Annotated in this window: 15 protein-coding genes and 1 pseudogene; 4 read left to right on the top strand and 12 right to left on the bottom strand. The window is 72.7% G+C overall.

Going from position 1 to position 18,780, the window contains the following annotated elements; translation table 11 throughout:
- Entirely contained in the window at window positions 1-1,407 is a 1,407-nt protein-coding gene (locus OCT49_RS19950) for a preATP grasp domain-containing protein (protein WP_283853217.1), read from the bottom strand.
- Between the two features lie 65 nt (window positions 1,408-1,472).
- Window positions 1,473-2,642, bottom strand: a complete 1,170-nt coding sequence (locus OCT49_RS19945; RefSeq protein ID WP_283853216.1) for a cytochrome P450 — start codon at window positions 2,640-2,642, stop codon at window positions 1,473-1,475.
- Window positions 2,643-3,011: 369 nt separating this feature from the next.
- Here OCT49_RS19945 and OCT49_RS19940 point away from each other — a divergent pair, with 369 nt between their 5' ends.
- From OCT49_RS19940 to OCT49_RS19935, 3 genes and pseudogenes are all read left to right on the top strand, one after another.
- The gene (locus tag OCT49_RS19940) at window positions 3,012-4,331 is read left to right on the top strand and encodes a helix-turn-helix transcriptional regulator (RefSeq protein ID WP_283853215.1); all 1,320 of its coding nucleotides are present in this window, start codon (window positions 3,012-3,014) and stop codon (window positions 4,329-4,331) included.
- Window positions 4,332-4,658: 327 nt separating this feature from the next.
- Window positions 4,659-4,781, top strand: a pseudogene (locus tag OCT49_RS40130) (zinc finger domain-containing protein); the annotation flags it as partial.
- Between the two features lie 72 nt (window positions 4,782-4,853).
- On the top strand, window positions 4,854-5,393 hold the full coding sequence (locus OCT49_RS19935) for a CYTH domain-containing protein (RefSeq protein WP_283853214.1): 540 nt from the start codon (window positions 4,854-4,856) through the stop codon (window positions 5,391-5,393).
- Between the two features lie 40 nt (window positions 5,394-5,433).
- On the opposite strand, the gene OCT49_RS19930 is transcribed toward OCT49_RS19935, so the two are convergent.
- The 6 genes from OCT49_RS19930 to OCT49_RS19905 form a co-directional block, all read right to left on the bottom strand.
- Window positions 5,434-7,002, bottom strand: coding sequence for a 4-coumarate--CoA ligase family protein (locus OCT49_RS19930; RefSeq protein WP_283853213.1), 1,569 nt, complete (start codon window positions 7,000-7,002; stop codon window positions 5,434-5,436).
- A 117-nt stretch (window positions 7,003-7,119) separates the two neighbouring features.
- The gene (locus OCT49_RS19925) at window positions 7,120-8,310 is read right to left on the bottom strand and encodes an acyl-CoA dehydrogenase family protein (protein ID WP_283853212.1); all 1,191 of its coding nucleotides are present in this window, start codon (window positions 8,308-8,310) and stop codon (window positions 7,120-7,122) included.
- Window positions 8,307-10,376, bottom strand: a complete 2,070-nt coding sequence (locus tag OCT49_RS19920) for an ATP-binding protein (RefSeq protein ID WP_283855866.1) — start codon at window positions 10,374-10,376, stop codon at window positions 8,307-8,309. Before OCT49_RS19920 ends, OCT49_RS19925 begins: the two co-directional genes overlap by 4 nt.
- A gap of 17 nt (window positions 10,377-10,393) precedes the next feature.
- A complete protein-coding gene (locus OCT49_RS19915; RefSeq protein WP_283853211.1) occupies window positions 10,394-11,992 on the bottom strand; it encodes an acyl-CoA carboxylase subunit beta in 1,599 nt (532 codons plus the stop codon).
- A 61-nt stretch (window positions 11,993-12,053) separates the two neighbouring features.
- Window positions 12,054-13,757 (bottom strand): acyclic terpene utilization AtuA family protein, encoded by a 1,704-nt coding sequence (locus tag OCT49_RS19910; RefSeq protein WP_283855865.1) that lies wholly within the window; start codon window positions 13,755-13,757, stop codon window positions 12,054-12,056.
- A 128-nt stretch (window positions 13,758-13,885) separates the two neighbouring features.
- Window positions 13,886-14,713, bottom strand: a complete 828-nt coding sequence (locus OCT49_RS19905) for a TIGR03084 family metal-binding protein (protein WP_283853210.1) — start codon at window positions 14,711-14,713, stop codon at window positions 13,886-13,888.
- A 202-nt stretch (window positions 14,714-14,915) separates the two neighbouring features.
- Between OCT49_RS19905 and OCT49_RS19900 the strand changes: the two genes are divergently transcribed.
- Window positions 14,916-15,443 (top strand): hypothetical protein, encoded by a 528-nt coding sequence (locus OCT49_RS19900; protein WP_283853209.1) that lies wholly within the window; start codon window positions 14,916-14,918, stop codon window positions 15,441-15,443.
- Window positions 15,444-15,513: 70 nt separating this feature from the next.
- On the opposite strand, the gene OCT49_RS19895 is transcribed toward OCT49_RS19900, so the two are convergent.
- The 4 genes from OCT49_RS19895 to OCT49_RS19880 all read right to left on the bottom strand — a co-directional run bounded on the left by OCT49_RS19895 (window position 15,514) and on the right by OCT49_RS19880 (window position 18,756).
- Complete coding sequence (locus tag OCT49_RS19895; RefSeq protein WP_283853208.1) at window positions 15,514-15,948, bottom strand: DUF3592 domain-containing protein; 435 nt, start codon at window positions 15,946-15,948, stop codon at window positions 15,514-15,516.
- A 198-nt stretch (window positions 15,949-16,146) separates the two neighbouring features.
- Entirely contained in the window at window positions 16,147-16,809 is a 663-nt protein-coding gene (locus OCT49_RS19890) for a response regulator transcription factor (protein ID WP_283853207.1), read from the bottom strand.
- 13 nt (window positions 16,810-16,822) lie between these two features.
- Entirely contained in the window at window positions 16,823-17,944 is a 1,122-nt protein-coding gene (locus tag OCT49_RS19885) for a sensor histidine kinase (RefSeq protein ID WP_283853206.1), read from the bottom strand.
- Window positions 17,945-18,072: 128 nt separating this feature from the next.
- Entirely contained in the window at window positions 18,073-18,756 is a 684-nt protein-coding gene (locus OCT49_RS19880; protein ID WP_283853205.1) for a DUF998 domain-containing protein, read from the bottom strand.
- Between the last annotated feature and the right edge of the window lie 24 nt (window positions 18,757-18,780).

Below are 18,780 nucleotides of genomic sequence, written 5' to 3'. Positions count from 1 at the left end.
TCAGGAGGAGAAGGACACGGCGCCGGTGCCGATGTGCTGGCTGGCGTCGTAGGTGCCGGCGGGCACGGCCGCGAACCGTGCGTCGAGCCGGTCGAACGCGGCCGTGTGGCCTTCGGCGGGGTCGTAGGCGAGACAGAACACGAACTGCACCGGCTCCCCGGCGGCGAGGGGGATGGCGGGCATCGACACGATCACCCCGGTCCGGGTGGCCGGGTCGTACGCCAGGCCCAGCTCGTCGAGCGCGACCAGGAACGAGGAGAAGGAGGGCACCGCCCAGGTGGGCGGGACGTGGTACTCGACCACCTGCCGGGCCGGTTCAGCGGCGACGTCGACGATGCCGTGGGCGATCGACTGGTAGATGTGCAACGACCCGGAGACCTGCGCGTTCACCTCGGTGAACACCACAGACCCGCCGGGCAGGACCAGGGCGTCCGCGCTCAGGTGCCCGCGGTAGCCGAACGCCCGGTACGCCTCGGCCAGCCGGGTGCCGCCGTCCAGCAACGCCACCCGTACCGGCTCGGTGACGCCGTCCAGCGGCACGACCTGGTGGCTCAGGCGCCGCCCGACATACAGCAGGCGGCCCGTCTCGGTGGCCCGCGTGCCCTCGTCCGCGGCGTAGTGCTCGGAGTACACCGCGTCGGCGCCGGGCGCGAACTCCTCGACGACGACCGGCCACCGGTCGTTCCCGCTCGCCCACGGCCACCGCTCGGCCCAGTACTCGGCGATGCCGTCCGGGCCTGGGACCAGATGGTGCAGATGCCGGGCCCCGACGTGGTCCACCGCCATCCCCGGGTCGCGTACGAGCAGCTGGTTGCCGACCCCGGCGCCGTTGTGGGCCTGTTTGACCACGACGGCACCCGACGCGGAGCGTTCCAGCAGCACGCCGGTCGCTTCGGTCGCTTCGGCACGGCTGCGGCAGACCCGGCCCGGCAGGATCGGCACCCCGGCCGCCGCCGCCAGGGCCCGGAAGTTCGCCTTGTTGTTCCCGATCTCCCCGCCGCCTTGCCCGAAGAAGGCCGCGCCCGGGAAGCGGTCGGCCACACCCAGACCCTCGGCGAGCCGCGCCACGGCGGCCGACGGCCACAGCGCGAACACCTCGCTCACCGCGCCGGCCCCGGCCGGACCGAGCTCGGCCCGCACCTGCTCCACGAACGCGGGCACCGTCAGGGAGGCGGGATCGAGCAGCCTCTCGCCCCACGCTCCGACCGGTGCGGCCAGCACGGTCAGCTCCTCGCGCTTCACGCCGGTGTGGGCCAGGGCGTAGTCGACGAATGCCGGGTCCGGCTCGCAGCACAGGATGAGCAGGTCACCGGGGCGGGCGAACCACAGCAGGCGCTGCGCCCAGGCCCGCATGTCGCCGCGTTCGCGGATGGACGGATCGATGTGATTGCCGATGAGGATGCGCATAGCGGACTCCTGAAGACATGAGCGGACGAGCAGCGCGTGCCGATCGTCGCGGTGTGGGGGCGTGCTCAGAGGAGGAGAGCAGCGGGCAGCGTGTCGAAGGCCCGCATGGTCGCCGTCCGGCGCCGTACGCCGTCGCCTGCGGCGGCCAGTCGGGCCGGGTGGTTGCTCAGGGCCGCGACCAGGGCGCGCAGCCCGGCTTGGGCGACGGTCGTCCCGATGCAGGAGTGCGGTCCCCATCCGTAGCCGAGGTGGCGGTTCGGGGTGCGCTCCAGCATCAGCTCGTCCGCCCGCGTGAAGGCGGACGGATCATGGTTGGCCGCCGCGAACAGCGGAACAACCTTCTGCTCCGGCGCGATGTCGACGCCGCCGATCCGGCAGGAGCGCACCGCCGTGCGCGTGGTGCCCTGCACCGGCCCGTCGAAGCGCACCAGCTCATCCACACCCGTGGCCAGCAGCGCCCCGTCCCGCATCCGGTCAAGGGTTCCCAGGTGAGTGAGCAGGGTGTGGACGGCGTTGCCGATGGCAGCCGCCATCGTGCTGTAGCCACCCTGGAACATCACCCGCGCCGTGTTCTTCACGTACAGCCGGGTCGACACGTCGGAGTCGGGCGCCGTGGCCTGCCGTACCCGGGCCAAGAGGCCGGGGCGGGCCGAGGCTTCGAACCATGAGTCAACCAGGTCGCTCAGCCGCTGGCGGGCAACTCGGCCCGGCTCGACGAGCGCAGGGTTGAGGCCGCCGTCCATGCTCCGCATGATCGCGTCCGACATCGCGGCGAACTCCCCGTACGACGGGGGTTCGACGCCCAGCAGATCCGTGACAACCGCCACGGACAGCGGCACCGCGATCTCGGCCATCACGTCGAACGGGCCACCGCCGGCCAGCCGGTCGAGCCGCTCGCCCACCAGGAAGCGGGCACGGTCCTCGACCCCGGTCAGGTCCTGGGCGCGCAGCGCGGTCATGAACAGGGAGCGCACCGCGTTCTGCTGGGGAGGATCGAGCGTCTGCACGCTCAAGGACGGCTCCGGCACCCCGCCCCCGGTACGCCGCGGGTCACGGGCGAACGTCTCATGGTCGCGCAGCACCCGCACGCTGTCCGCGTACCGGGTCAGCACCCACGAATCCATGCCCACGTGCCAGAACACCGGCTCACGCTCACGCAGTTCGGCCAGTACCGGGTAGGGGTCGTGCAGGATCTCCGCGTCCAAAGGGTCGTAGCGGTCGGTCACAGACTGCATCACGGGTCCTTCCGGGGTGGAAAGGGCGGGCCCGCCTCATCGAGCGGGCCCGCCCCGGACTTCTCGGGCTCAGTGGTCGTACGACATGGCAGCCCCTCCCTGTGCGTCGGTGACGGCGGGCGTACGGCGACGGCGAAGGCCTCCGGCCGGCCCTCGCCCGATGGACGGGACAGACACAGTCCGGCGGGCGGACAAGGCCAGAGGGGACAGTCGTTGCCGCACTCCACCCGGTCACACGGGGTGCCGGGCAGAACACGACGAGTACAGCGGCCCCCGGCCGCGGTGCACAGAGGAAATCTCTATCCCCGCCCTATCCCCGGTCTCCTCGAACAGCTCCCTCGGCCGGGGAGTGGGTGATGCAATGGGCGGGTGAACGACGAAATCCGCCACCCCCTCGCGCACGCCAGGACCGAGCGCGGGTGGTCGCAGGAGGAGCTGGCCCGCCGTATCCGGCAGGCCGCAGCGCGTCGTGGACTGCGCTCGGGTACCCGGGGGTCACGGGTCTCCAAGTGGGAGACCGGCCGCGCCGACCCCGACGAAGACGAGTCCCAGCCGCTCATCGCCGAGGTCCTCGGCATCGACTACACGGCCGTCGCCCATCTCGGCTGGCCCCACTGGCTCCCGGGCCAGGACAGACCGCTGCCGCTGGGCCCGCTCAGCGCCGTCCCCTCACTTCGAGATGCCTTGATGACCTCCCTGGACCGCCGGTCGTTCATCGCCTACACCAGCGGCTCACTGGCCCTCCTCGCCCATCAGTGGGCCGTCACCGAGCCCGGCCGGTTCGCACGGATCGCCCCACCCGGCGAAGTCGACGCCGAGATGCTCGACTGGCTCGAGACCACCGGGGCAGAGCTGATCAGCCTCGCCACCGAACGCAGACACCGCACCCGCCATCTGCTCGACGCACACCTCACCACCGTCACCGAATTCATCGGCGAATCCCGCTACACCCCCGCCGCCGGCCAGAGGCTGCACGCCCTGGCCGCCTCCCTCTCCCAAGCCATCGCCTGGCAGCACTTCGACGAACGCCGCCACGCCTCCGCCGGACGCTTCTGGCACGCCGCCCTCCACAACGCCCACACCGCCCACCAGCGCGACCTCGGCGCCGGCATCCTCTCCGACCTCGCGTACCAACTGCTGTGGCTCAAGGACGCCCGCGCCGCAGCCGACATCCTCGAACACGCCATCCCCCGCGCCCAGCACCCCACCGCGCGGTCGCTCCTCCACCTGCGACACGGCCGCGCTCTTGCCGCCCTCGATGAGGGCGGCCTGTGCCGTCGGGCCCTCACTGCCGCGGAGAAAGCTCTGGATACTCCGTCGTACGATCCGGCCCCCGCCTGGTGTTCGTGGATGTCCACGGCGGACCTCGCAGCAGACGGCGGCCGTTGTCTCGCGGATCTCGGCCAGCGGCACCAGGCCCACCAGTTGATGGACGAAGGCATCGCTCTGCTCGCCGCCACCCGTTCCAAAACCAAATCCGTGTTCCTGACCTACCAGGCCGAGACCTACCTCCGGGACGGCGAACCGGAAATCGCCGCAGCGACCGCCACCCGTTCCCTCGACCTGGCCGGTCGGATCAACGCGCCCAGGTGCATGACGATGGTGCGCGACCTCGAACCGGAACTGTCGCGATACGCACACACGGCCGACGTCAGCGAACTCCTCGAACGGCTCCGGTCCGTCGGCTGAAACCCTGTCACCGGCCGCCCCTGCTTACGAAGCTCGAACAGACGGGCCACCAACACACCTGCCGCACGCTGGCGATTTTCACCGAAGGAAGTGAGGACCGGAGGTTCGCGCACGGTTACTCTCACAAACGTTCCTTTGCGCGAGCAAGATCAATCACGGGCCACCGGGCCCCGTCGGACCCGGATTCGTTCGCAGAACCCGTTCTCACCCAAAAGCGGAACGAACCCTCTTCTGTGACTTGCGTTGTGCGAAAATCCGGGCCCATGACGGTCCCTCGGCAGCCTTCCCCGACCGTCCGACCGGTCGGACACGGACGATGTCGAACAGCACGCCTGTCCGAAGTGTGACGCACAGCCCGCCTCGCCCTGCCGCTCGCGCGGCGGTGCGGTCGCCTCCGCCTACCGCGCCCGCCGCTTCACCCTGGTACCCCGGCTGAAAAAGGTGCCGTGGGTCCCGACCCCGGCCGGGCGCGGCACGGGCCGGCCGTGGCGGCCGGGCACCCCGGCACAAGGAGTCAGCCCTGTGACAGACATCGAGTACGAGGCGAAGGTCCTCGGCATCGACCCCGCGGACATCGCCCGACGGATCCTCGCCGCCGGAGGGGCCGAGGCGGCCCCGGCGCGCGTCATGCGACGGTACGTGTACGACACCGTGCCGCCCGTTCCCGGCCGGTGGGTGCGCCTGCGCGACACGGGAGACGCGGTCACCCTGTGCGTCAAGGAGATCAGCACCGACGCCGTCGACGGAACCCGCGAGACCGAGGTCGCGGTCGACGACTTCACCGAGGCCGCCGCCCTGCTCCGCCTCGCCGGTCTGATCCCGCGCGGCTACCAGGAGAACCGTCGGACCTCCTACAAGCTCGGGGCGGTCCGCCTGGAGGTCGACGAGTGGCCGCGCATCCCGCCCTATCTGGAGATCGAGGCCGACGACGAAGCACAGGTGTGGGAATCGGCCGCCGCCCTCGGTCTCGCCCGGGACGAGCTCACCTCGATCAACACCACGAAGGTCTACGGCTTGTACGGCATCGACCTCGAAAGCATCGCCGACCTGCGGTTCGAGTAGGCCGGAACCCGCCCCCGCACCCGCCCACCGGGGCGTCCGGTCAATGCTTCCGTTCCCGGTCGCGGAGTTCGCGGCGGAGGATCTTGCCCGAGGTGGCGCGTGGTATCGCGTCGATGAACTCGGCCCGCCGGATCTTCTTGTACGGGGCGACGCGCTCGGCGGCGTATGCCATGACGTCGTCCGTCGTGAGGTCGGGGGCGGAGGGCCGGCGGACGACGTATGCCTTGGGGACCTCGTTGCCCTCGTCGTCGGTCACGCCGATGACGGCGGCGTCGGCGACGGAGGGGTGGGTCAGGAGGAGGGCTTCGAGTTCGGCGGGGGCGACCTGGTAGCCCTTGTACTTGATGAGTTCCTTCACCCGGTCGACGACGAACAGCCAGCCGTCCTCGTCGACGTGTCCGATGTCGCCGGTGTGCACCCAGCCGTCGGCGTCGATCATGTCGGCGGTGGCCTCGGGGCGGCCGAGGTAGCCCTTCATCACCTGCGGGCCGCGGATGAGGATCTCGCCGTGCCCGGACGAGGAGTCGGAGAGCGGCTCGATGCGCATCTCGGTGCCGGGCAGCAGCTTGCCGACCGTGCCGGGCGGCGGGTTCTCGGCGTCGAGCGGGACGACGTGGGTGCCCGGGGAGAGTTCCGTCATGCCGTACGCCTGGCGCACCGGCGGCAGGCCGAGCCGTTTCGAGCAGGCGGCGGCGAGTTCGGCGTCGAGCGGGGCGGCGGCGCTGACGACGTACTCCAGGGAGGAGAGGTCGTAGTGGTCGACCGCGGGGTGCTTGGCGAGGGCGAGGACGATCGGCGGGGCCACGTACAGGCCGGTGATGCGGTGCTTCTCGATCGCGGCGAGGAACTGGTCGAGGTCGAAGCGGGGCAGTACGACGACGGTGGCGCCCAGGCGCAGCGGGGCGTTCATCAGGGCGGTGAGGCCGTAGATGTGGAAGAAGGGGAGGACGGCCAGGATGCGGGCGCCGGGGCCCATGGGGATGAAGGGGCGCAGCTGCTCCAGGTTGGTGCCCATGGAGCGGTGGGTGAGCATGACGCCCTTGGGGGTTCCGGTGGTGCCGGAGGAGTACGGGAGGGCGGCGACGTCCTCGGCGGGGTCGATGGTGACGCGGGGTTCGGGGGCGGTGGTGGCGAGCAGGTCGAGTACGGAGGGGTGTCCCTCGGCCCGGTCGCAGACGTAAATCCGCTCGATGCCTCCGGCGAGTTCCGCGGCGGCGAGTGCGGTGGGCAGGAGCGGGGAGACGGTGACGATCCAGCGGGCGGCGGAGTCGCGGAGCTGCTTGGCGAACTCCTCCGCCGTGGCGAGGGGATGGACGGTGGTGACGGTGGCACCGGCCCGGGTCGCGCCGAAGAACACCGCCGGGTAGGCGAGGGTGTTGGGGCTGTGCAGGGCCAGGACGTCGCCCTTGCGGAGTCCGGCCTCGGCGAGTCCGGCGGCGATGCGGCGGTGGAAGGTGTCGAGCTGCCGGTAGGTGAGGACGGAGGTGTCGTCCGTGCCGTCGATCAGCGCGACCGTGTCGCCGTACGCGGCGGCGTCGCCGAGGACCGCGTCGTGGATTGGTGTGTCGAGGATCGGTACGGCGGGGTGGTCGCTGTGGAACACGTGCATCCTGGCGGGTCCCTTCGGAGCAACGGGTGCGGCGAGCCGTGGAAGGGCGGTGGTGCGGCGGTGCCGGGGGCCGCGCCACCGCCGCGTCCACGGTGTGGAGGGACAGGATGGGCCCTGTCAGTAGGACTTGGGGAGACCCAGGGACTGGTGGGACACGTAGTTGAGGATCATTTCCCGGCTGACGGGGGCGATCCGGGCGACGCGGGCCGCGGTGATCAGGGACGCGAGGCCGTACTCGCGGGTGAGGCCGTTGCCGCCGAGGGTGTGCACGGCCTGGTCGACGGCCCGGACGCAGGCCTCGCCGGCCGCGTACTTCGCCATGTTGGCGGCCTCGCCCGCGCCGATGTCGTCGCCGATGTCGTAGAGCCTGGCGGCCTTCTGCATCATCAGCCGGGCCAGTTCCAGTTCGATGTGGGCCTGGGCGAGGGGGTGGGCGATGGCCTGGTGGGAGCCGATGGGTTCCTTCCAGACCTGCCGGGTCTTCGCGTAGTCGACGGCGCGGTCGAGTGCGTAACGGCCCATGCCGATGCCGAAGGCGGCGGTCATGATGCGTTCGGGGTTGAGTCCGGCGAAGAGTTGGAGGAGTCCGGCGTCCTCCTCGCCGACCAGGGCGTCGGCGGGCAGCCGTACGTCGTCCAGGACGAGTTCGAACTGCTTCTCCGGGGCCTGGAGTTCCATGTCGATCTGCGAGCGGCCGAAGCCGGGGGCGTCGCGCGGGACGATGAAGAGGCAGGGCTTGAGCTTGCCGGTCCTGGCGTCCTCGGTGCGGCCGACGACGAGGGTGGCGTCGGCGATGTCGACGCCGGAGACGAAGACCTTGCGGCCGGTGAGCAGCCAGTCGGCGTCCGGCCCGGAGCCGTCCCTGCGGGCGGTGGTGGTGATGCGGTGGGAGTTGGAGCCGGCGTCGGGTTCGGTGATGCCGAAGGCCATGGTGAGGCTGCCGTCGGCGAGGCCGGGCAGCCAGGTGCGCTTCTGTTCCTCGGTGCCGAAGCGGGCGATGACGGTGCCGCAGATCGCCGGGGAGACGACCATCATCAGCAGCGGACTGCCGGCCGCACCCAACTCTTCCAGGACGATGGAGAGTTCGGCCATTCCGCCGCCCCCGCCGCCGTACTCCTCGGGGAGGTTCACGCCGAGGTAGCCGAGCTTGGCGGCCTCGGCCCACAGTTCGCGCGGGTGGGCCCCGTCGCGGATCACGGAGGTCATGTAGTCCCGCCCGTAGCGCCTTCCCAGGGCGGCGACGGCGGCGCGCAGGGCCTGGTGCTCCTCGGTTTCGAGGACGGTGCCGGCGGTGCTGACGGTGCTCATGCTTTCTCCTCGGCGTCTACGTCTACGTCTGTGTCTACGTCTGTGTCTATGTCTGCATCTGCGTCTACATCTACGGATTCGGCGTGCGCGGTCTCGGCGAGCACGGCGAGCAGGGCGCCGACCTCCACCTGGCGGCCGGGTGCGGCGTGGAGTGCGGTGAGGGTGCCGGAGGCGGGGGCGAGGATGCGGTGTTCCATCTTCATCGCCTCCAGCCAGATCAGCGGCTGTCCGGCGGTGACGGCGGCCCCGGTGGCGAGGCCGTCCGCGACCCGGACGACGGTGCCGGGCATGGGGGCGAGCAGCGAGCCGGGTTCGGTGCGGTCGGTGGGGTCGGTGAAGCGGGGCAGGGCGGTGAGGGTGTGCGAACCGGTGGCGGTGTCCACGTACGTCCGGTCGCCGTGGACGGCGATGCGGAAGTGGCGGGTGAGGCCGTCGGGGGTTTCGAGGGTGACGTGGTCGGGGGCGGTGGCGACGACGCGTTCGCCGGTTTCGGGGACGGGGCCGGTGCGGGTGGTGCGGTAGGCGGCCTCGTACTCGGTGCCGTCGGGTTCGGCGCGGTAGCGCTTGGTCCGGGGCTGCGAGGGGAGGTTGCGCCAGGCGCCGAGGCGGGCCGGTACGGGGCCGGGGGCCTGCCGGCGGGCGGCGGCGTCGGCGAGGGCGGCGGCCAGGACGGCGAGGTGCCGGTCCGCCCCGCCCGGCCCGCCCGGCCCATCCGCCCCATCCGGCCCATCCGCCCCGTCCGGGCCGGGGGTGAGGGAGGTGAGGTGGCGGTCGTAGAAGCCGGTGTCGAGGCGGGCGGCGCGGAAGTCGGGGTGGCGCAGGGACCGTACGAGCAGGTCGCGGTTGGTGACGGGGCCGTGGATCCGGGCGCGTTCCAGGGTGCGGGCGAGCAGGCGTACGGCTTCGGCGCGGGTGGGGGCGTGGGCGATGACCTTGGCGAGCATCGGGTCGTAGTGCACGCCGATGGTGTCGTCGTCGGTGTAGCCGGTGTCGAGGCGGATTCCGGGGGCGGCGGGCACGTCCAGGGTGTGCAGGGTGCCGGTCTGCGGCTGCCAGTCGTGGGCGGGGTCCTCGGCGTAGAGGCGGGCCTCGACGGCGTGGCCGTGCGGCTTCGGGGGTGCGGGGGCGGGCAGTGGTTCGCCCTCGGCGATGCGCAGTTGCAGGGCGACGAGGTCGAGTCCGAAGACCGCTTCGGTGACGGGGTGTTCGACCTGGAGGCGGGTGTTCATCTCCAGGAAGTACGGCCGTCCGTCGGCGGAGAGGAGGAATTCGACGGTGCCCGCGCCCCGGTAGCCGACCGCGTGTGCGGCGGCCGTGGCGGCGTCGTGCAGCCGGGTGCGCAGCGCGTCGTCGAGACCGGGTGCGGGGGCCTCCTCGACGACCTTCTGGTGGCGGCGCTGGAGCGAGCAGTCGCGGGTGCCGAGCGCCCAGACCCCGCCGTGCGCGTCGGCCATGATCTGGACCTCGACGTGCCGGCCGCGTTCCACGTAGGGCTCGGCGAAGACCTCGCCGTCCCCGAACGCGGCGGCGGCCTCGGCGCCCGCGGCCGTCAACTCGGATTCCAGAGAAGCGAGTTCGCGCACGACGCGCATGCCGCGTCCGCCGCCGCCCGCCGCGGCCTTGAGGAGCAGCGGCAGGTCGTCGGCGGTGGCCCGGGCCGGGTCGACGGGGGCGAGCAGCGGCACCCCGGCGGCGGCCATCAGTCCCTTGGCGCGGGTCTTGGACGCCATCAGCTCGATGGCCTTGACCGGCGGCCCCACCCAGACGAGTCCGGCGTCCTGGACGGCGCGGGCGAAGCCGGCGTTCTCGGAGAGGAAGCCGTAGCCGGGGTGGACGGCGTCGGCGCCGGCCGCGAGCGCGGCGGCGACGACGAGGTCGCCGCGCAGGTAGGTGTCGGCGGGGGCGGCGCCCGGCAGCCGTACGGCGGTGTCGGCCTCCCGCACGTGGAGGGCGTCGGCGTCCGCGTCGGAGTACACGGCGACGGTGGCGATGCCGAGGGCCCGGCAGGTCCGGAAGATCCGGCAGGCGATCTCGCCCCGGTTGGCCACGAGCAGTGTGGAGATCATCTCGGTCATCCCTCGCCTCACATCCGGAAGATTCCGAAGCCGCCGCGGGCGCCTTCGACCGGGGCGGTGTGGATCGCGGACAGGCACATCCCGAGGACGGTCCTGGTGTCGCGCGGGTCGATGACCCCGTCGTCGTACAGCCGCCCGGACAGGAACATGGGCAGCGACTCGGACTCGATCTGTTGCTCGACCATGGCGCGCAGTCCGGCGTCGGCCTCGTCGTCGTAGGGCCGGCCCTTGGCGGCGGCGGAGGCGCGGGCGACGATGGACAGCACCCCGGCGAGCTGCTGCGGTCCCATGACGGCGGACTTGCTGCTCGGCCAGGCGAAGAGGAAGCGCGGGTCGTACGCCCGGCCGCACATGCCGTAGTGCCCGGCCCCGTACGAGGCGCCCATCAGGACGGACAGGTGGGGGACCTTCGAGTTCGACACCGCGTTGATCATCATGGCGCCGTGCTTGATGATGCCGCCCTGCTCGTACTCCTTGCCGACCATGTAGCCGGTGGTGTTGTGCAGGAACACCAGGGGGATGTCGCGCTGGTTGGCGAGCTGGATGAACTGCGCGGCCTTCTGCGACTCCTCGCTGAACAGCACGCCCTGCGCGTTGGCGAGGATGCCGACGGGGTAGCCGTGCAGAGTGGCCCAGCCGGTGACCAGGCTGGTCCCGTAGAGCGGTTTGAACGCGTCGAAGTCGGAGCCGTCGACGAGCCGGGCGATGACCTCGCGCGGGTCGAAGGGCACCTTGAGGTCGCCGGGGACGATGCCGATCAGCTCGTCCTCGTCGTACTTGGGCGGCTCGGCGGGGCCCGGATCGGCGTGCGCCTTGCGCCAGTTGAGGCGGGCGACGATCCGGCGGGCCTGCCGCAGCGCGTCCTGCTCGTCCACGGCGAAGTGGTCGGCGAGGCCGGAGGTGCGGGCGTGCATCTCGGCGCCGCCGAGCGATTCGTCGTCGCTCTCCTCGCCGGTCGCCATCTTCACCAGGGGCGGTCCGCCGAGGAAGACCTTGGACCGTTCCTTGATCATGACGGTGTGGTCGGACATGCCGGGGACGTACGCGCCGCCGGCGGTGGAGTTGCCGAAGACGACGGCGACGGTGGGGATGCCGGCGGCGGAGAGCCGGGTGAGGTCGCGGAAGAGGGCCCCGCCCGGGATGAAGATCTCCTTCTGGGAGGGGAGGTCGGCGCCGCCGGACTCGACGAGGCTGACGCAGGGCAGCCGGTTGGCGAAGGCGATCTCGTTGGCCCGCAGGGCCTTCTTCAGCGTCCAGGGGTTGGAAGCGCCGCCGCGCACGGTCGGGTCGTTGGCGGTGATCAGGCACTCCACGCCCTCGATCACCCCGATGCCGGTGACGAGCGAGGCGCCGACGGTGTACTCGCTGCCCCAGGCGGCGAGCGGCGACAGTTCGAGGAACGGGGTGTCCTCGTCGATCAGCAGCTCGATCCGTTCCCGGGCCAGGAGCTTGCCGCGGGCGCGGTGCCGGGCCACGTACTTCTCGCCGCCGCCGGCCTGCGCCCTGGTGTGTTCGGCGGCCAGTTCGTCGAGTTTCGCGAGCATGGCCGCGCGGTTCGCGGCGTACTCGGGCGCCGCGGTGTCGAGCGCGGTGGGCAGGACGGTCATGCGTGCGCCTCCGGTGGTACGTGGGCGGTCATGCGGTCGCCTCGGGCTGCTACGGGGCCGGTCATGCGGTCGCCTCCGGTGGTACGGGGGCGGTCTCCAGCAGGGATACGGGGATGGGCAGGTGGCGGGAGCGCAGCCACTCCCCCACCGCCTTGGCCTGCGGGTCGAACCGGTGCTGGGCGGCGACGCCCTCGCCGAGCAGTCCGTGGACGATGAAGTTCAGGGCGCGCAGGTTCGGCAGGACGTGGCGTACGACGGTGAGGCCGGCGGTCTCCGGGAGGAGTTCCCGGAACCGCTCGACGGTCAGTTCGTGGGCCAGCCACCGCCAGGCCGCGTCGTCGCGGACCCAGACCCCGACGTTGGCGTCCCCGCCCTTGTCGCCGCTGCGGGCTCCGGCCACGAGCCCGAGGGGCGCGCGACGGGTGGGCCCGGATTCCAACGGCCGCGGCAGGGACGGCGGTTCGGCGTCCTCCAGGGCCCGGGTCCGGGCGGGCGGCTCCAGCACCTCGCGCCGCCCGTCGGGCAGTACGGCGACGTGCGCGACCTCGCCGGCCGGTACGTACCGGGCCTCGAACACCCCGTACGGGGCGCCCTTCCCGGGCGGGGCGGTGACGTGGAAGCCGGGGTAGCTGCCGAGCGCCAGCTCGATCGCGGCGCCGGAGACCGCGCGCCCGACGATCTCCTGGTCCCGGTCGCGCACGACGAGCCGCAGCAGCGCGCTCGCGGTCTCCTCGGTGGCGGCGTCGGCCCGGTCGGTGCGGGCCAGCTCCCACCGCACCTCGTCCGGGGCGGTGCCGGAGCGGGCGAGGGCGTCGGCGAACTGTTCCCGCACCAGCTCCGCCTTGGCCTCGATGTCGAGGCCGGTGAGCACGAAGACGACCTCGTTGCGCCAGCCGCCGAGCCGGTTCAGCCCGACCTTGAGGGCGGGCGGCGGGGCCTCGCCGCGCACCCCGGAGATCCGGACCCGGTCGGGGCCGTCCTGGGTCAGTCGTACGGTGTCGAGCCGGGCGGTGACGTCCGGTCCGGCGTACCGGGCGCCGCCCGTCTCGTACAGCAGTTGGGCGGTGACGGTGCCGAGGTCGACGACGCCGCCGGTGCCGTCGTGCTTGGTGATGACGGACGAGCCGTCGGCGTGGATCTCGGCGACGGGGAAGCCGGGGCGGCGCAGGTCGTGGCCGCGGAAGAAGGCGTAGTTGCCGCCGGTGGCCTGGGTGCCGCACTCCAGGACGTGCCCGGCGACGACGGCCCCGGCGAGGGCGTCCAGGTCGTCGGGCCCCCAGCCGAAGCGGGCGGCGGCGGGGCCGGTGACGAGGGCGGCGTCGGTGACCCGTCCGGTGACGACGACGTCCGCGCCGGCGGTGAGGCAGGCGGCGATCCCGGCGCCGCCGAGGTAGGCGTTGGCGGTGAGGAACCCCTCGGGCACGGGCAGGCTGTCGCCCTCCACATGGGCGACCCGCACCGGGACGCCGACCTTGTCCGCCAACTCCCGTACGGCGTCGGCCAGTCCGGCGGGGTTGAGGCCGCCCGCGTTGGCGACGATCCTCACCCCGCGCTCGTGGGCGAGCCCGAGGCCCTCCTCCAGCTGGCGCAGGAAGGTGGTGGCGTAGCCGCGTGCGGGGTCCTTGAGCATGCTCCGGCCGAGGATGAGCATGGTCAGCTCGGCCAGGTAGTCGCCGGTGAGGACGTCGAGGGGGCCGCCGGTGAGCATCTCGCGCATGGCGTCGAAGCGGTCGCCGTAGAACCCGGAGGCGTTGCCGATGCGCAGTACGTCGGTGGGGTGCTGTCCCCGTGCGTCGGGCGCGTGCCGTCCCTGTGCGTCGGGCGCGTACCGTCCTTGTGCGTCGGGCGCGTGCCGCCCCTGCGCGTCGGGCGCGTGCCGCCCTTGTGCGTCGGTCACTTGGCGTCCCCCCGTTCGCCGTCCCCCCGCTTCGGCGCGCGGCCCGGTCCGGCGGGTCCGGCGAACGCCTGGGCAATGTCGAGCCAGCGGTCGGCGTCGGGGCCGACCGCCCGGACGGCGAGGTCGTCGCGGTGCGCGCGCTGCGTGACGAGCAGGCAGAAGTCGAGGAGCGGCCCGGTGACGCGTTGCGGCGCGTCCTCGGGTCCGAAGGCGACCGTCCCGCCGTCGGGGGTGTCGAGCTCGACCCGGAACTCCTCCTCGGGCGCCCGCATCCCCCGTACCAGGTAGGCGTAGCCGCGGGCCCGCACCCCGATCCGGGCGACGTGCCGCAGCCGGGCGGTGGGGGTCCTGGTGACGCCGAGGGCGTCGGCGACGTCCTGGCCGTGCGCCCAGGTCTCCATGAGCCGTGCGGTCGCCATCGACGCGACGCTCATCGGCGGCCCGTACCAGGGGAACTTCACGCCCGGCGGGGCCGCGCCCAGGGCCGCGCCCAGCCGGTCCCGGCCCTCGCGCCACCGGGTGAGCAGTTCCTCGGGCGGCAGCAGCGCGACGAGTTCCCCGGCGGCCTCGTCGACGAACGTCCCGGGGTTCGCGAGCGCCTTCTCGACCTCGGCGGCGAAGGCGTCCGGCTCGGTGACGGCGATCAGGGCGACCCGGTCGGTCCAGTGCAGGTGCGCGATCTGGTGGGCGACGGTCCAGCCCTCGGCCGGGGTCGGCGCCGCCCAGCGGGCCGCGTCCGCCCCGGCGACCAGCAGGCCGAGTTCCTCGCTCTCCTGGCGCAGGTCGTCGAGTACGGCGGCGGTCACGGCCGATGCGTCGGACACGGTGCACTCCCTCGGGGCGTGGCGGTGTGCCCAGGAGCATGGCAGCGGACCAATAAACAATCAAGCATGCTTGCATTATTTTCCGCCGGACCGGTTCTTCCTCCGACGGTTCGGCCCTCTCCGGACTCCAGCGCCCTCGCCGGGGTTACGCTCGCGGCCGACGACGGAACCGACAGCACATCGCACGGCGGGGGACACGGGCATGGAGCGTTCGAGGGGGCCGAGCCGTCGCGCCTGGCTGGCGCTGGGCATCGGCGTCGCGGCGGCAGCAGCGGTCGGGGGGACGGTGGCGGTGTACGCGTCGACCGACGACGAACCCGTGCCGGACCGCGAGCGGGTACGGACGGATCTCGCCCCGCTGCAACGCAGGTTCGGCGAGGCGGGGCGGCTGCGCGGGGCGCACTGGCTTGCGTACGACCAGGACGCGGAGGGCCGTTCGTACCTGCCGAGCCCGGACCCCCGCTACCGGGTGGTGGGCGTGGCCCGGCTGCCCGCCGGGGCCGCGGCCCGGACCGCGGCGGACCCGGCGCACGCCTTCGGACCGGCCGGGCCGACCGGGGTGCCGGAGGTGCTGGCCGCGTTCCTGCCCGCGCACGCCCGGTGGCTGACCAGCGCCTCCTACGACGCGCTGCTCCTGGGGCCCGGCCCGGTGGACGGCGTGACGCGGGGGCGGTTCTTCCTCGACGCGGCGACGGACACCCTGTACTTCGACACCGTCAACCCGGAGTGAGGGCGACCGGGGCCTGGACCAGGACCGGGGCCGGCCCCGGTCCAGGCGGCGGATCAGGGGCTTCGAGAAGTCAGAGGACCAGGGCCAGGACGACCGCCGTGATCAGGGCGAAGACACTGCCCACCCCGGTGATCACGGCCCTGGCGTGGAGCACGAAGAAGGACGGGGTCCGGGTGGTCGCGTTCCCCTCCGGGTCGGCTGCGCCGTAGTGGACGGTCACGAACTCGCCCACGGCCGGTTCGATACGTGACTGACGCTCCTCGAAGACGACGGTGCGCCCGTCAGCCGTGCGGAACTCCAGGGTGGGGTACTTGTGCACGACGAAGCCGCCCTCGGCGTCCTGGGCCTCCTCGGCGCGCACGGCGGTGCAGCGGGCCTCGGCGGTGAGCCCCTCGGCCCAGAGGGCCCGGAGCCGGGGGCCCTGGAGGAGACGGTCCGTGCTCTTTCCGAACATCACGGCCGCGCCCACGGCGAGGACGAAGTAGACGGCGGCGAGGACGGCCATGGACTCCCCCGGTGTGATCCCTGCTCGGCTCCGGTCACCACGGTCCCCGGCGGCCGAACTCCCGTATGTCCGCACGCTCGGATGCCCTTGTGCCCGGATGCGTACGACCTGCCATGATCCCCCGCGCGCGGCCGGTCGACAAGGGCTGGCGTCGGCCGCGGGCCCGATCCCCCGCCGAGGGGGAACGGGCCTCGGGGATCACCCGTTCCCGCGCGGGGCGACGCCGCCGACCAGGCCCTCCTCGTAGGCGAGGATGACGAGTTGCACACGATCGCGCACGCCCAGCTTGGTGATCGCCCGGGAGATGTGGGTCTTCACGGTCAGCGGACTGATCACCAGCGCGGCGGCGATCTCGTCGTTGGACAGCCCCTCCGCCACCAGCCGGACCACATCGCTCTCGCGCGGTGTCAGCGCGGCCAGGGTCGCGGCGGCGCGGGGGCGGTGCGCGAAGCGTTCGACGACGCGGCGGGTGACGCCCGGCGACAGCAGGGAGTCGCCCGCCGCGACGACCTCGACCGCCCGCCGCAGTTCGGCCGGTTCGACCTCCTTGGTGAGGAACCCGCTCGCGCCCGCCCGCAGCGCCTCGAAGACGTGCTCGTCGGTGTCGAACGTCGTCAGGATGATCACCCGGGTCGCCGGCAGCTCGGCCAGGATGCGGCGGGTGGCCTCGATGCCGTCCGTTCCCGGCATCCTGATGTCCATCAGCACGACGTCCGGCCGGTGCAGGGCCGCCTGCCGTACCGCCTCCTCCCCCGAGGCGGCCTCCGCCACGACGGCCAGTGTCCTGGCCCGGCCGAGCAGGCTGCGGAATCCCGCCCGTACCAGCGCCTGGTCGTCGACGAGCAGCACTTTTGTGGTCATGGGGGCCAGCCTGTCATGCAGTCGTCAGGGGCAGAACGGCCTTCACGACGAAACCCGCGTCGGTACCGGCTTCCGCATCGGCGTTGGCGCCGACGCCGATGCGCAGCGTTCCCCCCAGCACCGTGACGCGCTCGCGCATCCCGGTCAGGCCGTGCCCCTCGGAGAACGTCACTGCCCGCCCGTCGTCGGTGACCGTCACCTCCAACTCCCGTGAACGGACCCGTACTCGAATGGTGAGGCGTCCCGCCTCGGAGTGGCGCAGGGTGTTGACCACGGCCTCCTGGACGACGCGGTAGGCGGTGAGCGCCTGGGCCGCGGGGACCGCGCCGCTGTCGCCCTCCAGGTCGTGGCGCACCTCCAGCCCGGCGGTCCGGGCCTGCTCGACCAGATCGACGACGGACTCCAGGCCCTGGTGCGGCGCCTCCCGGAGCTCACCGACGAACGCCTTCAGCTCACTCATGGCCTGCGTGCGCGCGGCAATCGCGGTGCGCAGCGCGGCGCGCGCCTCCTCCGGCGAATCGTCCAGGGCCTCGACGGCGACGTTCAGGTGGACACCTACGACGGCCAGGGTGTGGGCGACCACGTCGTGCACCTCCCGGGAGATGCGCAGGCGCTGCTCGGCCAGCCGGGTCTGCTCCAGCTGCACGAGACGGGCCCGGTGCTCGGCACGCCAACGACCGTACTGGCGCCAGGCGTTCGCCGCGGCCAGCACCAGGGCCAGCCAGAGCAGTTCGACGCCGCCCCGGGCGAGGGTCTCCGGACCGCCCGGCCCCTGCGGGGTCAGGCCGTACGTCAGGACGAGGGCCCCGACACCGGCGGACCGGCCGGGGTGGCCGATCGCGGCGGTGAACAGGGCGGCGGTCAGCGGCCAGATCCACCCGCCCTCAAACAGACCGGCACTCTGCCAGCCGATGAGCACGGCGGCGGACAGGACGAGCACGAGCAGGGGGTGACGCCTGCGGGCCAACAGCAGTCCGCCCAGGGCCGCCCCGAGATTGAACGTGCCGTTCCACGACAGCGGCGCGCCCATCGCGGCGGGGCCCGCGCCGACGGCCACGGCGGTCAGCAGCGCCAGCGTCACGTCCACCAGCCGCGCCCGCCGACTGCTGCCACTGCTCCACGAAAGCGAAGCCACGCATGCGCTCGCGTACGCACTCGCGCGTGCGCTCACGCGCGAGGCCGTCCGCCCGCCCGCCCCTGCACTCATCCATGCCCCCGCCCATGCGCTCGCCCGTGTACGCGTCCGTGCACTCCTGCGTGAACTCACTTGGTGAGGCCCGGCGTCATGCGGCTCATGGTGCCCGACGCGGCGGGCCGGGGAGCGGCCGAGGTGGTGGCGGCGGCCAGCGCGAGCCAGGCCAGGTCCACCGCGATGACGACGCGCTCGGCCAGCCCCAGCGGGGCGGTGTGGGTGAGGGCGGCCCGGTCCACCATCGCCGCGGCGAACAGTACGAACGCCACCGACGACGCCCACGCGAGCATGGTCAGCCCACGCGCCCCGGACGCCCGCGCCGGCTCGCGCCGCCACCTCACGGTCAACCGTACGATCGCCACCGCCAGCGCGAGGAACCCCGCCCAGGCCGCGACCCCGTGCACGGTGTCGGCGGTCGAGGGACGGTCCCAGCCGCCCGGCGGGTCGGCCGGGAAGACCGCGGCGACCAGTACGCACCCCGCCCAGAAGCCCAGCAGCCACCCGCTCCGTCCACCGCCCTCGGCCCGTCCGCCGCCTCCGGCCCGGACGGTCCGTACGGCCAGGGCCGCCGAGCCGAGGGCGAACCCCAGGAGGCCGACGGTCACCAGCCAGCCGTGCGGCAGGTTGACGTATCTGCTGACCGTCTCGGCCAACGGGTCGTACCCCTCGTTGACCACGTCGGACACGGTGAGGGCGAGGGCGGCGATCGCGAAGCCGGCCAGAGAACTCGTCTTCGTGGAAATTGTCTTCGTCATGAGGCTCGACGGTAGGTTTTCGCC

It is taken from the genome of Streptomyces sp. ML-6, from assembly GCF_030116705.1.
Taxonomy (GTDB): Bacteria; Actinomycetota; Actinomycetes; order Streptomycetales; family Streptomycetaceae; genus Streptomyces.
Note: the sequence above shows the minus strand (reverse complement) of the source record. Positions and strands in the feature narration are given on the sequence as shown.

Bases quoted from the DNA above. Each gene is read 5' to 3' on its own strand.
- OCT49_RS19890 (WP_283853207.1), bottom strand. From the start codon at position 16,809: ATGACCACAAAAGTGCTGCTCGTCGACGACCAGGCGCTGGTACGGGCG.
- OCT49_RS19925 (WP_283853212.1), bottom strand. From the start codon at position 8,310: ATGAGCACCGTCAGCACCGCCGGCACCGTCCTCGAAACCGAGGAGCAC.
- OCT49_RS19915 (WP_283853211.1), bottom strand. From the start codon at position 11,992: ATGACCGTCCTGCCCACCGCGCTCGACACCGCGGCGCCCGAGTACGCC.
- OCT49_RS19930 (WP_283853213.1), bottom strand. From the start codon at position 7,002: ATGCACGTGTTCCACAGCGACCACCCCGCCGTACCGATCCTCGACACA.
- OCT49_RS19880 (WP_283853205.1), bottom strand. From the start codon at position 18,756: ATGACGAAGACAATTTCCACGAAGACGAGTTCTCTGGCCGGCTTCGCG.
- OCT49_RS19895 (WP_283853208.1), bottom strand. From the start codon at position 15,948: ATGGCCGTCCTCGCCGCCGTCTACTTCGTCCTCGCCGTGGGCGCGGCC.
- OCT49_RS19945 (WP_283853216.1), bottom strand. From the start codon at position 2,642: ATGCAGTCTGTGACCGACCGCTACGACCCTTTGGACGCGGAGATCCTG.
- OCT49_RS19920 (WP_283855866.1), bottom strand. From the start codon at position 10,376: ATGATCTCCACACTGCTCGTGGCCAACCGGGGCGAGATCGCCTGCCGG.
- OCT49_RS19950 (WP_283853217.1), bottom strand. From the start codon at position 1,407: ATGCGCATCCTCATCGGCAATCACATCGATCCGTCCATCCGCGAACGC.
- OCT49_RS19900 (WP_283853209.1), top strand. From the start codon at position 14,916: ATGGAGCGTTCGAGGGGGCCGAGCCGTCGCGCCTGGCTGGCGCTGGGC.